This is a genomic window from Aquimarina muelleri DSM 19832 (assembly GCF_000430665.1).
In the GTDB taxonomy this organism is placed as follows: domain Bacteria; phylum Bacteroidota; class Bacteroidia; order Flavobacteriales; family Flavobacteriaceae; genus Aquimarina; species Aquimarina muelleri.
Window position 1 is genome coordinate 138877 of sequence record NZ_KE387188.1, and the last position, 16752, is coordinate 155628.

Below are 16752 nucleotides of genomic sequence, written 5' to 3' on the forward strand. Positions count from 1 at the left end.
TTATTTGAATTAGCCTTTAAAGAAAAAGTAACCAAGTTATCACGCAAAAAACGCGAAGCAATATGTTTCGCGTTTTTATTATATTTATGTTGCAGACTACTACCATTTTAAAATAGCACTTCCCCAAGTAAAACCACTACCAAAAGCAGCAAGAACTATTATATCTCCTTCTTTTATCTTTCCTTTTTCCCATGCTTCTGTAAGTGCAATCGGAATAGAAGCTGCTGTAGTGTTACCATATTTTTGAATATTATTAAACACCTGATCATCCGACAATTTAAACTTTTTTTGTACAAATTGAGAAATTCTCAAATTTGCCTGATGTGGTATTAACATATCGATATCGGTAGACGAAAGGTTATTGGTTTGCAAACCTTCATTTATAACTTCAGAAAAACGCACTACAGCATTCTTAAATACAAATTGACCATTCATATATGGGTAGTACGGAATATTTTCCTGCGGATCTTCTGCAATAATCTCTGGTACCCAATGCTCTGTACTAGGTCCTTCCAGAGATAATTCTTTTGCATGAGCCCCTTCACTATGCAGATGGGTGGATAAAATCCCTCTTCCCTCTTCTTCACTTCTGGTTAATACCGCTGCTCCTGCTCCATCCCCAAAAATTACAGAAACCCCTCTACCTCTGGTTGTCATATCTAAACCACCACTATGATTTTCGCTTCCTATAACTAAGACATTTTTATACATGCCCGTTTTAATAAATTGATCTGCTACGGATAAAGCATAGATAAAACCGCTACATTGGTTACGAACATCTAACGCAGGAATTGTTTTCATATTCATCATTTCCTGAACTTGCACTCCTCCTCCTGGAAAATACATATCTGGACTAAGCGTGGCAAAAATAATTAACTCTATGTCATCTGCTTCAAGATTAGCTCTTTCTAAAGCTATCTTAGCAGCTTTAACTCCCATTACAGAAGTACTATTACCATCTCCTTTTTTAATATGACGTCTCTCTTTTATACCTGTTCTTTCCTGAATCCATTCATCGTTGGTATCCATTATTTTAGAAAGATCATCATTGGTTACAATATTTTCAGGAACATAAGATCCCAAACCTGATATTTTTGAAGTATACATATAGCTAGTTATTGTGTATTATGTGCGTTATTCTATCCTTATTAAAAATCTGCCACACAAGATATGTATTCTCTAGGTATTGGTAAAAGAAACCTTTGTTATATTATATGCGTGCATAACAAACATAACAACAAAGACCTGTTTTTTAGACTTGTATCAAAAACATTTCATAGTAAAATCGATTAACAATCACCCTATTTAATAAGATATTAAACAAGAAAGATGCGCCAACCACAGCGCATCTTTCTAACAACCTAACCAATAAATAAACAAACCAGATCAGTTAGTTAACTGATCACAGGTACTTTTCAAAATTTTTAACTCTAATCTCAGCTTTAAGATCGTGTAGTAAATTATATAGTCCAAAAAATGTGCGATTGATATATAAGAAATGTTTGCTTCCTCTATTACCATTCATTTTTCTTAATTCTGTATCTTTTGAATATTTTTCACTTAGTTCTGTTATTCTATTCCAGAAATCTTTATCTGCAAAATCAAATATCTCTGAGTTAAGGGGCTTAGTAAATAAACTCAGCATCTCATAAAATAATTTAGAAAAAAATGCTTTTTCTGTAGGAGAATCCTCTTCTTTCAATATTTCTAACTGAACCATCTTTTGATTGAAAAATTCAGGGTTCTCTATGTTTTCTTTCTCTGCTAACTCAAAATAAGGAGTATAAAATTCTAATGGGATTTGTTTTACACATCCAAAATCAATTGCTATCAAATTATTTTCATGATCTACCAAAAAATTGCCTGGATGCGGATCTGCATGCACTGCTTTAAGAATATGCATTTGATACATATAAAAATCCCAAAGTGCCTGACCAACCTTATTAGCTATATCCTGATCATTATTTACTTTTGAAAACTCACTAAGATGCATCCCATCCATCCAATCCATAGTGATGATACGTTCGCTAGATAAGGATTCATAATATTTAGGAAATCTTAAATTAGGAATTCTTGAACAAGATTCCGTAATTTCTTTACTTTGCTTAACCTCTAATATATAATCTGTTTCTTCTAAAAGTTTACCTTCTAACTCTTTAAAATACTTTTCAGAATCTTTTCCTTTTAAATTAAACATTCTGATAGCGATGGGTTTAACCATCGCTAAATCAGAACTTATACTGTTTGCAACTCCAGGGTATTGAATTTTCACAGCAAGTTTTTTCCCATCTTTAGTAGCTTTGTGTACCTGACCGATACTCGCAGCATTAACAGATTGAGTTACAAACGAATCATATAAATCTTCTGGATATTTACCATGATATTTTTTAAAAGTTTTTCTCACTAAAGGTGGCGAGAGAGGCGGAACACTAAACTGAGATAAGGAAAATTTTTCTACATAAGCATTAGGTAAAATATTTTTTTCCATAGAAAGCATTTGAGCTACCTTTAACGCGCTTCCTTTTAAATTTTTTAATCCATCATATATATCTGTAGCATTATCTTCATTTAATTGATCTCTGGTCACATCTGGATTAACTGCTTTTTTGCCATAATATTTTAGATAATTCCCACCCACTTTTACTCCTGTTTTTACAAGCTCTGCCGTCCGTCCTAATTTGCTGGTAGGTATTTTATCTATTGTCTTCATTTAGTTTCTTTTATGTTATTTTCTATCCAATTATTAATTATTTCATTAATTCCATTTTATTTTTTCTTTCCAAAGAAATTTTCCAAAGTCTAATACATTATTAAGAGGTGTATTATCAAACAAATCAAAGATTGTGTTTACCGATTTTTCTATTGCTATATCTGTTTTTTCAAAGCCTGGTGAGGAATCTTCTTTCCAGAATTTTAATATAAATAGAAATTGTAACCAAGTTCCTTCTGCATAGACTGAAAGAGGATTTTTAGTTATTTTAAATGATTTATCCTCATTGCCTTCTTTAATTAATTGTCCTGCAAAATCTTTAATATGTACTCTTAAATCTTTTAATTGTTTTAAATTTTCTATAGGCATACTATATCTGTTAAGAGCAAACAAAACATAACTCCGATTTAAAGTTAGTATCTCAAAAAAAGTATAAAAAAATGTAAGTAACTTATCTCTATTTGAAAAAGCCCCGTACTCATCATTATTATTCATTGCTGTCATGGCATTTATAAAAAAAGTACTCCATATAGCATTATCTACATTATCTAAACTGCCAAAAAAAGAATAAAATTCTTCTTCTTTTATTTTATTGTCCTTACAAAATTTATAAACAGAATTTGGATAATGATCCTGTTCCAATACATAATCCATGTATTTTGATATTATGATTTGGTCATTTATAGTCTGATTCTTTTTACTTGCAGCCATATCTTTATAAATTATTTTTCTACGTAAAGATATAAATTGTTTAATTTATTTCAAAATAAGTTAAACAAAAAAATATATTAAAAAATTATTTCTGATAAGTATTGAATCTTTTTTGCTCTTAATAATTACAAAATAGACATAGGAAAAAGTGTCAGTTTGGCAGTTACTATTAATTGGTATTTTTTTTGACTAGTACTCTTCAAAAGAAGATAATAATTAAATTAAAACAGTATAAAAATGGCAACAGGAAGTATTAATGTATCGGTAGAAAACATTTTTCCTTTAATTAAAAAATTCTTGTATTCTGATCATGAAATTTTCTTACGAGAATTAGTATCAAATGCAACAGATGCGACTTTAAAGTTAAAACATTTAACTAGTATTGGTGAAGTAAATGTAGAGTATGGCAATCCTTTTATCGAAATAAAAATTGATAAGGAGAAGAAACAATTACATATCATCGACCAAGGAATTGGTATGACAGCTGAAGAGGTTGAAAAATATATCAATCAAGTTGCTTTTTCTGGAGCTGAAGAATTTCTTGAAAAATATAAAGACAGTGCTAAAGATTCTGGAATCATAGGGCACTTTGGTTTAGGGTTCTATTCTGCTTTTATGGTTGCAAGTAAAGTAGAGATTATCACAAAATCTTATAAAGATGAGCCAGCAGCACATTGGATTTGTGATGGATCACCAACATATAGTATTGAAGCTCATGATAAAACCGAAAGAGGAACCGAAATTATCTTACATATTGGAGAAGATGATGCAGAGTTTCTTGAAGAAAGTAGAATACGTGAGTTATTGGTAAAGTATAACAAGTTCATGCCAGTATCTATTAAATTTGGTACGAAGACTGAAACTTTACCAAAGCCTGAAGATGCTAAAGAAGAAGATCCTGCTCCTACTCAAGAAGTAGATAACATTATTAATAATCCTAACCCTGCATGGACTAAACAACCAGCAGATTTAGAAGATCAGGATTATAAAAGTTTTTATCGTGAATTGTACCCTATGCAATTCGAAGAGCCTCTTTTTAATATTCATCTTAATGTAGATTATCCTTTTAACCTAACGGGAATTTTATATTTCCCAAAAATGGGTCAGGATATGAACATGCAAAAAGATAAAATACAATTATACCAAAATCAGGTATATGTTACAGATAATGTAGAAGGTATTGTACCAGAATTCCTTACAATGCTTAGAGGTGTAATAGATTCTCCAGATATCCCTCTTAATGTATCTCGTTCTTACCTACAGGCAGATGGAAATGTAAAGAAAATATCTAGTTATATTACTCGAAAAGTTGCAGATAAATTAACTTCTATGTTTAAAAACAATAGAGAAGATTTTGAGCAAAAATGGAATGATATAAAAATCGTGATCGAGTACGGAATGCTTTCTGAAGATAAATTCTTTGAAAAAGCAGACAAATTTGCTCTTTTTCCAACCGTAGATAATTCTTTCTTTACTTTTGAAGAATTACAAGAAAAAATTAAAGATTCTCAAACTGATAAAGATGGCAAACTAATAGTTCTGTATGCATCTAATAAAGAGGAACAACATTCTTATATTTCTGCAGCCAAAGACAAAGGTTATGAAGTATTACTTTTAGACTCTCCTATCGTTTCTCATTTAATTCAAAAATTAGAAACAAGTAAAGAAAATATTTCTTTTGCTCGAGTAGATGGAGATCATATTGATAACCTTATCAAAAAAGATGAAGAAACAATTTCTAAATTATCTGATGAGGAAAAAGAAAGTCTTAAAACAGATCTTGAAAAAGTGGTGCCTAAAGAAAAATACACGATACAACTAGAAGCAATGGATAGCAATGCTTCGCCATTTATGATCACGCAGCCAGAATTTATGCGTAGAATGAAAGAGATGCAGCAAACAGGCGGCGGCGGTATGAACATGTTTGGTAATATGCCAGAGATGCATAACCTTATTGTAAATACAAATCATGATTTAATCAGCCAAATTAAAGATGCCAAAACAGATAAGAAAAAAGAGCGTTTAATAAAACAATCTTTGGACTTAGCTAGGCTTTCTCAAAACCTATTAAAAGGAGAAGAGTTAACAGATTTTATCAAACGTAGTTACGAAATGGTAAAATAGTATTAGATCACTAACGTTGTTAGACATATTAAACCGCTTCTTTGTTGTATCATTGAAGCGGTTTTTTATATAACACTACTTTTTGATTTAAAAAAACTAACATTATATTTTTTTACATCCATAATGATTTACATACTTTTATAAAATGAAGAACTTGAATTTTATTCTTACCATTCTATTATTAATAGGAGTACATCTATTTGGGCAAAATTGTGTTTCGGGATATGTAAATATTGAAAACCCTGAGCAATGGGAATCAAAAGTTTATTTAAGTCAAGTTCAACTTAAAGAAAACTTAAATAATTATAATGTAAAAACTATTGCTTCTTCCTCCATTACAAAAGAAGGCTTCTTTAATTTTGATAAAAGCTTGTTCACCTCAACAAATCTTATTTATAAAGTACATGTAAACGCACTACCCAAAAAAGAAAAAGACATACTTTTTAATAAAATAAAAAACTTTGAACTATTTATCTTATCTAAAAACGATACTATCTTTTTTAATAAAGGAAAAAAACTATTTGATAAGCAAACAAGTGATAATATTGCAAATAGGGAATGGAAAAAATTAAAAAAGTTTGAAGCCAGATACGAAAACTTGACATCTGATTTTGATCCAAAACAATATCTTATAGAAACCAAAGGGTATGTAAAAGATTCTTTACAAATACTTTTAGTAAAACTTATCGGTATAAAAAGACTAGATGACCAAAATTTATTAGAAAAAGATGTTAGAAAAAATCCTGATTATTATACAAGTTTATTAAAAGAACTTAAATCCAGCGAACTGGATCCTTCCACTTATGTGTACTTAGAAAATAAATTGCGCTTTATTGATCAAAAAATTGTAAATAAAAAATATAACATAAGTATCTGGATAAATGGAATAGCTTTTTTGATTATTGCTCTATTGAGTTTTATTTATATAAGATCCGTAAAAAAACAAAAAAAGACTAACGAAATACCCTTAAGTAATCAAGAAAAAGTTATAAAAGACCTTATAATCTCTGGTAAAAGCAACAAGGAGATCGCAAATGAGTTATTTATTAGCCTTAGCACTGTGAAAACTCATATCACTAACATTTACAATAAGTTAAATATATCTAGCCGACAAGATTTACTCCTTAAAAAATAAATTCATACCAGTACTAGTACTTTATTCAGCTTAGTTTTATTACTATTCTTTTTATATTTCATGAGTTATTTGCTTCAAAAATAAAATGAAGCGCATCGTATATCCTCTATTCCTCTTTCTTTCTTATATCTGCTATGGTCAAATAAAATATAATATATCCGGAACTATTTTTAATTCTGATAATATTATAATAGAAAAAGGAGAAGTAATTGTTCTTGATAAAGATTTAAATATTATAGAATCTAGTTGGGTAAAAAATGGTAAATTTTATATTGAAAAATTAAAACCAAACGAATATACTATTAATGTTACCTCGTTAGGGTATAGTAGAGAGTCCATAAAAATCCTATTAGATCAAGATAAAATTGTCTCTATTATACTTCATAAAAACACTGAATTATTAGATGAAGTAACTATTAAGACTATTAAAAACCCTGTGACAATACGTAACGGCAATTTAAAAATTAGTGTTAAAAATTCTAATTTAGAATCTTCTACATCAGCTATCGATCTTTTATCTAAGCTTCCGGGAATTCAAATAAGCTCAAATAAACAATCTATCTATACTATAGGAAAAGGAAACCCTTTACTTTATATCGACAATCAAAAAATCGATTTAGACCAACTTAAATCTTTATCCGTAGAAGACATAAAAGATATAGAACTTATAGAAAACCCACCTGCAAAGTATGAAGCCGACGGAAGAATTCTTATCCTAATTACAAGAGAAAGTAGTAAAATGAATGGTCATACCATAACATTATCTGAAATTGCTTCCTTCAAAAACCGTTTCAACAACTATTTGGGCATAAATTCTAATTATAAAAAAAACAAATTAGAACTACGAGCAAATTTTAATTACAACCAATTAGGATTTTGGGAAAGTGCTAGATCTGAACTCAAAATTTTAGATGAAAATATCGAATCTAAATACGATGTAAATGCTATAGGCCCAAGACCACAATTTATTATAGGAGGTGGTTTGTTTTACCAGTTAAATAAAGAAGATTATATCTCAGTCTATACAAACTTAAGGGCTCAATCTGATAAATTCCCTATCCAAACAAATACAGTTTTACAACAAGAAACAGAAAAGGATTATATCCTAACCAAGGGAGAAAATGATGAAAAAAGAAGTTTTATAAGTAGCACTATAAATTTTAATAAAAAGATAGATTCTGCAACTAATTTATTTTTTGGTTTTCAACACTCCAACTATATTAGACATCCAAAAAGTACTATTTTTAATAACTTAAATGAAACAGGTTTTAAGTTATCGCAAAACAGAAATCAACGATACGAAATTGATGTTTTTGCTAGTAAAATAGATATTGAAAAAGAAATTCATGATACTATAAAATTTGAAATGGGAGGCGCTATTTCAAAAGCCTATGCTGTTGCTCTTTCTAATTTCGAATTTGTAAATCCTTCTAATATAAAAACCTCTAAATATAATTATCAAGAATTTATCTACGCTTCGTATACACAACTTTCTGGAAAACTTAATAAAATAGAATATTCAGCCGGTATTCGATCTGAAATGAATATTGTAAAAGGTGGTTTTAAAGATGCTAAACTATTAGTAGACAGAAAACAATTTAATTATTTTCCCAAACTACAGATTAAATTCCCTCTAGATACTGCTAAAAGTATCTATATTAACTATAATAAAACTATAAGCAGACCAGATTACCTTAACGCTAGTTCTATTAGCACATTCATTAATCCTTTTGTAGAGTTTTCAAGAAACGTTAATTTAAAACCAACTATTACCGAAGAAATATCTACTAAACTGCAATATAAAAAATATAATTTCAACCTTAATTATTACATTAAAGACAATCCTGTTTTCTACGACGTATCCTATAATTCTATAGATAACAGAGTAATATCTTCTCCTCAAAATTTTAAAAAAGAATCAGGATATCAAATTCAATTTACAAATACCGCTACCTATAAGTTTTGGAATACCACAAATTCATTAACATTAGAGTATAACAGAATTGAAAACCCGACAACTATAAGTAAATCTAGTAAACCTTATCTGTACTACTTTTCAAATAATGAATTTAAAATTGCACCAAAAACAATTTTAGGATTAAGTTTATGGGGGCTAACCAAAAGGAATCAAAGTGCTTTTAAAAGAAATGCTCTTTTTATGGCGAGTATATCTTTTTCAAAAACATTTCTAAAAAAATTACAGCTTGCTATAAACTTTAATGATATTTTTAAAAGTGTAAAGCATCAAAGTAATTATACTTCTAATAACATCAAAGTTCAAGATATTTTTTATGCAGATAGTCGGGAAATATCATTTTCTTTAAAATATGTATTTGGGGAAACAAAAAAATCTTCTTTTAAAAATATGGATATTGATAACTCATCGAATAGGATGCAATAAAAACTATCATCACAGTATACTTAACCATTAACGGAACCTACTCTTAAAAAAACAATTAAAATATTATATTTAGTTAGGATTCCTTACTATATTTGTATTGCAATTTTGCATTAACTTATAAATATTTTAAAATGAATAAATCAATTTTTTACCACGCTGGTTGCCCTGTATGTATCACCGCAGAACATGACATTGTTAACTTAATTGGCTCTGATAATATAGAGATCATACATTTAGGAAATGATCCATCAAAAATTAAAAGTGCAGAGTTAGCTGGTGTACAATCAGTTCCTGCATTACTAACTCCTAATGGAAATGTATTACATATTAACTTTGGAGCATCTATAGCAGATGTAAAAGGATAATTTTTTTTAATCTAAATAGTTAGGATTCCTAATATTATAGAGTCCTAACTATTTAAAAATAGTTCTTAACAAATTCTAATGAAAAAACACATGAAAAATACAATTTTAACTTTAGTATTCATTCTCTTAACAAGCACATTATTGGCTTGCGATACATGTATAAAATACAATAATAATGATCTACAAATAATAAAAGCTTCTATCATACATGATACAACTATTGCCAGTACTATCTGGGAAATCCATGTAAAGGGAAAAGCCGGAAATACCACCCCTACCCCTATAGGAAAATTACATGGCGCACCTGTTTTAGGTTATGTTTTTCCTACTACATTACAACCAACTGATGTAGGGTTTAGTAAAACAGAAGGAATTGTTGCCCTAGCTTTAACCTCTCATCCTGATTTTGATGACACTCCCTTATGGGATGAAAATAATGATCTTACCTATGATAATGATGGTATTATATGGCATCCTCACTGGGTTATTTTGCACAAAGATGAACGCGTAGAAGGGGGATTATCTGTAAAACAATTTAAAAAAACAGATCCAACAGTAAAATTACCACCAACCAATCCAGGAATGCCTATGTACATGGATTCTCCAGGTTTTCAGGTTATTACTAATCAAACCAGTATTAAAGTTATAATACCAGATTATAGAATGAATAATAAAACTGATTTCAAATTTGATGCTGTCTCTGCATACATGCAAGTAAATACAGAAATCAAAGACAAACCTATGCTCGGTGTATACAAAGTATATAGTGTACTAAGTAAAGATCTTTCTCTGCCATATATGGTAAAATCAAAATAGTATTTTAAATAATAAAATAAATATATGAAAATAGCAGTTTGGGATACTTACGTGAAACGAAACAATGGAATAGTAATGCATTTTGACATACTTGTTCCTGATTTTATAAAAGATCGTTCTATTGTTTTTAAATTTGGAGAAGATTATCTAAGTAATAAGTCTTTTAAAGTCGAAACTATTGCTTCGGATAAGTGTATACTTTGCCATATCGAACAAGGAACCCCCGAAATAATTAATGATATTAAAATCAAAGGATATTCAATCATCGAAATAGAAAATTGCCAAGAATAAGGTATTTAAATAATTAGGATTACTAACTTTGCTAATGAGAAAACAAAATTTCTCATTAGCATTCTAAATGAGTAAAAGTATTTTTGACATATCATTTCAACACAAAGACGTTAATAGTAAAATTGTAATTGGACTAGAACGTATCTCAGAAGTTTTTAGATCTCTGTTATGGGAGCATGCAAAACTTTTAGGTCTAAGTCCAATACAAATACAGATTCTAATCTTTATAGCATATCATAAAATAGATTTATGCACAGTAAGCCATCTTGCAAAAGAATTTAATGTCACTAAACCTACTATTAGTGATGCTGTTAAAATATTAGAAAAAAAAGAAATGATTTTTAAAAACAAAACAGCTTCAGATAGTAGAAGTTACTATATAAACTTAACTCCAGAAGGGCACAAAAAAGTTTCAGAAACTGAAAATTTTGCCGCTCCAATAAAAAAACAACTACTTCACTTTAATACTGAGGAACAAGAATCTTTATTAAAAATAATAAATACTCTCATTTATAAACTTAATCAATCTGGTATATTATCTGTACAAAGAACTTGTTATGCTTGTAAATTTTACACAAAAGATAAAAGCAAACACTATTGTAACCTAATACAAACTAATTTAAAAGATACAGACATCAGGTTAGATTGCCCTGAATTTGAAGAAAGGTTGTAGAGTTTTTATCCCATTATATTCTTGTCATTTTCTGTTACAGTTATCCTAAATATTGTTTAAAAAAAACTACTTTCAGTAATTTTGCTCATAAAAATTAAAACTCTTAACTCATGAAGAATTTATTGCTTTGTATTATAACACTTACCGTATTAAGCTGTGGTAAAAATAAAAAAGAAGAAAATCAACCTATAAACGAAGCTCCAAAAGAAAATACCGAAAATATTGCAGTAGAACCAGACAAGGGGATTGGTGATGGAGCGCCTTCTTTAACTAATCTATATATTAAAAAAATAGAAGAAGCTCACAAAAAGTCTGAATTTTTAAATCATAAAGCGGTTAGTTTTAACACCAATATTTTCTTTGGCGGAAAACAACGTTTAGATGCAAAAATTACTATGCTAACAAATTCTACCAAAATAAGAATTGATAAAAAAGATGGCAGTACTTTAATTTATGACGGCAAAAAAGTGTTTCTATCCCCAAAAGAGGCTAATGATAAAGGTGCTCGTTTTGACATGTTTACTTGGTCCTATTTTTTTGGATTACCGTATAAATTAAATGATCCTGGCACTAAATTAGAATTAACAGAGCCAAAACCTCTAGATGGAGTGGAACACCAAACTTCTAGTCTTAGTTTTGAAAAAGGGACAGGCGATGCTCCAGATGACTGGTATGTAATTTATACTGATCAATTAAGTAACACAGTAAAAGCTGCAGCTTATATTGTTACTTTTGGAAATAATGGAGATACCTCTAAAGCAGAAGGAGATCCTCATGCTATTTACTATAAAAATTTTAAGACTACCGAAGGAATACCATTTGCAACAAAATGGGAATTTTATGAGTGGACCCAAGAAAAAGGAATTACGAATAAAATTGGTGAAGCTACGATTACCGATATTACTTTTTTAAAAGCTCAAGATGTATCTTTTAAAATAAGTGAAAATACTAAAGAGATAAAACTATAACAATTTATAAAAGAAACCTACAAGTATTTAATTAGAAGGTTTTTTGTTATAATCACTTATCCCCTATCTAAGTTAGCATCTAAATCAATAACTTCGAGGAAAAATTTATAGATAATCAAAACTTAAAAAATCAAAAGCCCTCTTTAAACCAATGGTTCAAAAAGGGCTTTAACAACATATAATAACGTGTACTCCTTATAACTACATAACGAGTATTTTTTTTTAGTTACTTGCTACATCATTAAGATCAGGCACATCCTGATTACTAAATGATTTTGAAGAAGAACCGCATTTTCCTATTTGTTTCCAATTAGTAGATGTTCTTTCAAATAAATATCCTTGATACGTTACACGATCTCCTACTTGATAGCTTTGTGAACTTGAATAAGGGGATACTCCATCACAAATATCATTAGTTCCTCCTCCAGGATACATGATTTTTAATCCAGCAATGTCTCCAGACGAAAGCCCATTTCTTTGTGCATTATAAGTAGATCCATTCTTTTTTACTATAGTTGGTTGGTTATTTTTAGAAAACGCATAAGAACCATATAGCATTATAGAATTAAAATCTAATGAATTGGTATATTCATTGCCATCTTGCCCCTGTTGCCCGTAAGTCTGAAAATTATAAGATCTATTTGCTTGTATATTATTAAAATTGATTGTGATATACTGATCTCTATCTGCTCTACTTTGCTCATGCCATAGTCCAACTGCATGACCAATTTCATGTATTGTACTACCTGTAGAACACCCTGCAGCCAAATTAATGGTTTGTCTACCACCACTACGACCAACAGCAGAGGAACAACCACTTCCTACTTGAAAATAAACATAAGCGGATTGATTTGTTCTTCTTACAAATCTAAGGTTTGTATTTGCTTCCCAATGTGCAATAGCATTCGTAACCCTTGCTTGATTTGGCAAACTACTTTGTATATCATAATACACCGTATTATTTGGCCAACGTCTACCTGTACGACCTACACTTTTTGCGCCTATTGTTTTTAAATCGTTCTCCGTAAATATCATATCCCCTCCTACGATATATTCATCTCCTATCTTTTCTGCTTCAACAGATTCTCCATAAAGCTGAATAGTCACTTGTTTTCCTTTTGTTTCTGGGTAGGCAAGTTCGATAGAGTTTTTTTCGACTATTACCTGATCATCTAACTGTTCTTGAGAGTTATCTAATTGCTCTTTCTCACAAGAAATAAATGTAGTACATGTAGCAAATGCTAAAGCTCCTAATAAGGTGCTTTTAAAAATTGTTTTCATAATTAATATATTTGAGTTTGTGTATGTAATTAACTGCATGTCACTAATTTTTATTGCTCTAAAAGTCATAATTTTAAAAGATATTTAGATGAACTAATATATATAGCAAATAAGATGATTATTTTTTTGTATCTTTAAAAGACACATTTTTCTCACTAAACTAAAATCCTATGACCCCTCTTTTTAAAAAATTGCAACTACCTTCTACATTAGACGAAATATTAGTTCTTAATGAGCCTGAAGGATTTTGCAAAGAATTAGATTGTCTTAAAGGTATAACGGTTAAAGAATCTCTAATTCAAGTTTCTGAAGTCGATTTTGCTCTTGTATTTGTCACTAACAAAAAACAAATTGAAAATCGTATTGAAACCACCTATCCTAAACTAGTAGGTGATGCTATACTTTGGTTTGCCTACCCAAAAAAGAGTTCTAACAAGTATAGCTCTGAAATCACCAAAGATAACGGATGGGGAGTTCTTGGGGATTATAATTTAAAATCTATAAAACAAATATCTATTGATAATGATTGGGCAGCTCTGCGTTTTAGAAAAGTAAACTTTATAGAAAACAACACACCAAGCAAGGGTTTTGCTATTAGCAACGTTGGTAAAGAAAAAACAACAAATATTTGATGAATTGGCACATATTTATTTTAGCTTTTATTTTTTGTACAGCTGGTTTTTTTCATTTAATCCGTCCAAAAGCATTTATGCGAGTAATGCCTCTGTATATTCCTTATTCTAAAGTATTGGTTTACATTAGTGGTATTGGAGAAATCCTTTCAGGGCTGGGCTTACTATTTACATCCACCAGAACTATTGCTGCTTGGACAATCATTAGTATGCTTTTTTTATTTTTCCCAGTTCATATACATATGCTTGTTAACAAAAAAGCTAGTCTAAATCTTCCTAAAACAATATTAATTCTTAGAATATTATTACAATTTGGATTAATATATTGGGCATACTTATATATTTAAAAAAAACATTTATACGTGTTTTAATAGGCTATCTAAAATTCACGAAAATATGCAACTCATATCAAAACTATTTCTTACAAAAAAACCATTATATTATCCTCATATATAAATCTTTACAACAAAAACTCTTATAATTAAAAACATTCCGATTACAAACTCTTCAAAAAGGACTAATGGAGTAATCGTTTCTAAAAAAATGGTATCAAATACCTTAGCATTATTAAAATACTTATCTAAGCGGTATAAAAAACCTGAATATTTAATTATAATTATGGATACTGTTTAGTATCAAAAGTATTCCAAACAAAATTATAGCAACCTGATAGATAAAAAATCTAAGTTTCATAAAGATATTTATGTTAAATTTTTCGAGGCAAACCTATAACTAACATCAATTATTATTCTTGTAAAAATGCACAGATAACTTGTCAAAAAACACATTAAACAATTAAAAATCAATTAATTAATCTTATTTTACAAAAAGTACTTGTACAAAATTATACTTTTTTATTGATTTTATTTTTGTAACTTTAAAATGTTAAAAAAAATGTTTATGAACCGTTACACCTTGCATGAGACCTTTGTAGTGCATCAATATTCTATTGATGAATGGGAAGCGAAACCTCATAATCATAATTATTTTGAAATTATCTTTATCGAACAAGGTAAAGGGTATCATACTATTAATGGTATTCGTTTTCCTTATAAAGAAAATAATATATTTTTACTTGCCCCAGAAGACACACATCATTTTGAAATAGAGAAAAGAACTAATTTCACCTATTTTAAATTTACAGAGCTTTTATTTTCAAGTAAAATCAATTTACCTGACAGAAAATATTGGTTACAGCGTATAGAACAATTATTACACCACCCAAATATTATTCCAGGTGATGCTATCTCACATGAAGGGGATCGAAATATCATTTGGGATATTCACAATTTGGTTCTAGAAGAATTTAAAAACGAGAAAATATATTATCAAGAAATTATATCTAATGCGATAAGCACAATTTTAAGCATTATTGTCCGAAACATTTCTGAAAAATATAATCCTAAGAAAAAAGAAACTCCTGCAAGTTACAATAAGATTGATTTGATCTTAAGTCATATCCGACAAAATGCATATGATAATGATCGTACCAAAATTAATTTTTTGGCAGATAAATTTAACATGTCGCAAAGTTCTATTAGCACCTATTTTAAGAGAAAAACAGGAGAATCTATACATCAATATGTTACAAAATATAAAATGAAATTGGTAGAATACCGATTACAACATACCGAATTTACTATTGCAGAGATCGCATATCAATTAGGATATACAGATGAAAGTCATCTTACAAAAACTTTTAAGAAACACTTTGAAATGTCTCCTAAACAATATAGAAAAGAACTTGCTATTAACAATTAAACTTTATCCAAAAATTTCATTTAGTATTTTTGCAAGACGTATACCACCGGTTTGTAGTTGTTTCCTTACAACAGGAAAATAAATATACATATAGTTATACCCCAATTTTTCACCTATATCAGCAGATTTATACACTTCTTTTGCTAGTTGTTGCGATTCCTGTACCCAATCTAAAATAGTTCCTTCTTGTATGGTTTTTATTTGAGATTTAGATAATACATCTGCATTCATAGACATTTCTGTATAGCTCATTCCATAATGATTTATCATTTCACTATCCCATACTCTATGCAAATTAGACCCATCTTTAAACCAACGTACTTGTATGTCATTTCCTCCTTTATCTTCTCCTCTTCCTACATGAAGTGGTTGGTGTAAATCCCCTATAAAATGCACTAACATTTTCAAAAAAAATTCTTTATCCTTTACAGAGGACTCTTTGTCTTTCAATACTACTATACATTTTTCTATACCTTTTATCAAGTCTCCGTATTTGCTAGGTTTTTCTTCCCCATATTTCTTATCAAAAGAAAAATTAACATAATGCCAAGAACCATATTTTTTATATTGCTCATCACTTTTAATATCATCTGCAAAATTAGATATCAATGCAAGTCCTTTTCCTTTAAGCAATTTACCTATAGTTCGTTTAGTCTTTTTGGTTAGATAAGTTTCTGCTATTTCTCCTGTTACTCTATGTCCGGTTTTACCCCAGTCATATTCTAAAGAATATCCAGATATTGTAAAGATTAACAAAGTTAGTAACCAAAGGTATTTAAGTTTCATTTGTTTATATTTTGAGACAAAGATAAAAAAGGGTAAGTTAGTCATTCGTTAAAATAGAATTAATAAAACAGTAATTAATTTTAATCAAAATATGCGAT

16 protein-coding genes are annotated in these 16752 nt (G+C 29.3%); 11 read left to right on the forward strand and 5 right to left on the reverse strand.

The window, feature by feature from the left end; all coding sequences use genetic code 11:
* Positions 1-99: 99 nt before the first annotated feature.
* The 3 genes from H527_RS0119385 to H527_RS0119395 form a co-directional block, all read right to left on the reverse strand.
* Complete coding sequence (locus H527_RS0119385) at positions 100-1107, reverse strand: 3-oxoacyl-ACP synthase III family protein (protein ID WP_027414178.1); 1008 nt, start codon at positions 1105-1107, stop codon at positions 100-102.
* 295 nt (positions 1108-1402) lie between these two features.
* The gene (locus H527_RS0119390) at positions 1403-2710 is read right to left on the reverse strand and encodes an ABC1 kinase family protein (protein WP_027414179.1); all 1308 of its coding nucleotides are present in this window, start codon (positions 2708-2710) and stop codon (positions 1403-1405) included.
* Positions 2711-2755: 45 nt separating this feature from the next.
* Positions 2756-3421: a TetR family transcriptional regulator C-terminal domain-containing protein gene (locus H527_RS0119395; RefSeq protein ID WP_027414180.1), complete on the reverse strand. Its 666-nt coding sequence runs from the start codon at positions 3419-3421 to the stop codon at positions 2756-2758.
* A 237-nt stretch (positions 3422-3658) separates the two neighbouring features.
* On the opposite strand from H527_RS0119395, the gene htpG reads away from it, so the two are divergent.
* From htpG to H527_RS0119435, 8 genes are all read left to right on the forward strand, one after another.
* Positions 3659-5545: a molecular chaperone HtpG gene (htpG, locus tag H527_RS0119400; protein WP_027414181.1), complete on the forward strand. Its 1887-nt coding sequence runs from the start codon at positions 3659-3661 to the stop codon at positions 5543-5545.
* 145 nt (positions 5546-5690) lie between these two features.
* The gene (locus tag H527_RS23355) at positions 5691-6680 is read left to right on the forward strand and encodes a response regulator transcription factor (protein WP_051316875.1); all 990 of its coding nucleotides are present in this window, start codon (positions 5691-5693) and stop codon (positions 6678-6680) included.
* An 85-nt stretch (positions 6681-6765) separates the two neighbouring features.
* A complete protein-coding gene (locus H527_RS0119410) occupies positions 6766-9081 on the forward strand; it encodes an outer membrane beta-barrel family protein (RefSeq protein ID WP_051316876.1) in 2316 nt (771 codons plus the stop codon).
* Positions 9082-9212: 131 nt separating this feature from the next.
* Complete coding sequence (locus H527_RS0119415) at positions 9213-9446, forward strand: hypothetical protein (protein ID WP_027414183.1); 234 nt, start codon at positions 9213-9215, stop codon at positions 9444-9446.
* A 90-nt stretch (positions 9447-9536) separates the two neighbouring features.
* Positions 9537-10262, forward strand: coding sequence for a hypothetical protein (locus H527_RS0119420; RefSeq protein WP_027414184.1), 726 nt, complete (start codon positions 9537-9539; stop codon positions 10260-10262).
* Between the two features lie 24 nt (positions 10263-10286).
* A complete protein-coding gene (locus H527_RS0119425; protein ID WP_027414185.1) occupies positions 10287-10553 on the forward strand; it encodes a DUF2024 family protein in 267 nt (88 codons plus the stop codon).
* Between the two features lie 67 nt (positions 10554-10620).
* Positions 10621-11226: a MarR family winged helix-turn-helix transcriptional regulator gene (locus tag H527_RS0119430; protein ID WP_027414186.1), complete on the forward strand. Its 606-nt coding sequence runs from the start codon at positions 10621-10623 to the stop codon at positions 11224-11226.
* A 110-nt stretch (positions 11227-11336) separates the two neighbouring features.
* Complete coding sequence (locus tag H527_RS0119435) at positions 11337-12194, forward strand: hypothetical protein (protein ID WP_027414187.1); 858 nt, start codon at positions 11337-11339, stop codon at positions 12192-12194.
* A 222-nt stretch (positions 12195-12416) separates the two neighbouring features.
* Here the strand turns inward: H527_RS0119435 and H527_RS22760 are convergent, their stop codons facing one another.
* Positions 12417-13475: a M12 family metallopeptidase gene (locus tag H527_RS22760; RefSeq protein ID WP_081414655.1), complete on the reverse strand. Its 1059-nt coding sequence runs from the start codon at positions 13473-13475 to the stop codon at positions 12417-12419.
* A gap of 170 nt (positions 13476-13645) precedes the next feature.
* Here H527_RS22760 and H527_RS0119445 point away from each other — a divergent pair, with 170 nt between their 5' ends.
* From H527_RS0119445 to H527_RS0119455, 3 genes are all read left to right on the forward strand, one after another.
* A complete protein-coding gene (locus H527_RS0119445; protein ID WP_027414188.1) occupies positions 13646-14107 on the forward strand; it encodes a hypothetical protein in 462 nt (153 codons plus the stop codon).
* A complete protein-coding gene (locus H527_RS0119450) occupies positions 14107-14454 on the forward strand; it encodes a DoxX family protein (protein ID WP_027414189.1) in 348 nt (115 codons plus the stop codon). The genes H527_RS0119445 and H527_RS0119450 overlap by 1 nt, the downstream gene beginning before the upstream one ends.
* Before the next feature lie 553 nt (positions 14455-15007).
* Complete coding sequence (locus H527_RS0119455) at positions 15008-15868, forward strand: helix-turn-helix domain-containing protein (protein WP_162143835.1); 861 nt, start codon at positions 15008-15010, stop codon at positions 15866-15868.
* Positions 15869-15871: 3 nt separating this feature from the next.
* On the opposite strand, the gene H527_RS0119460 is transcribed toward H527_RS0119455, so the two are convergent.
* Entirely contained in the window at positions 15872-16654 is a 783-nt protein-coding gene (locus tag H527_RS0119460) for a S1/P1 nuclease (RefSeq protein WP_027414191.1), read from the reverse strand.
* Positions 16655-16752: the final 98 nt, after the last annotated feature.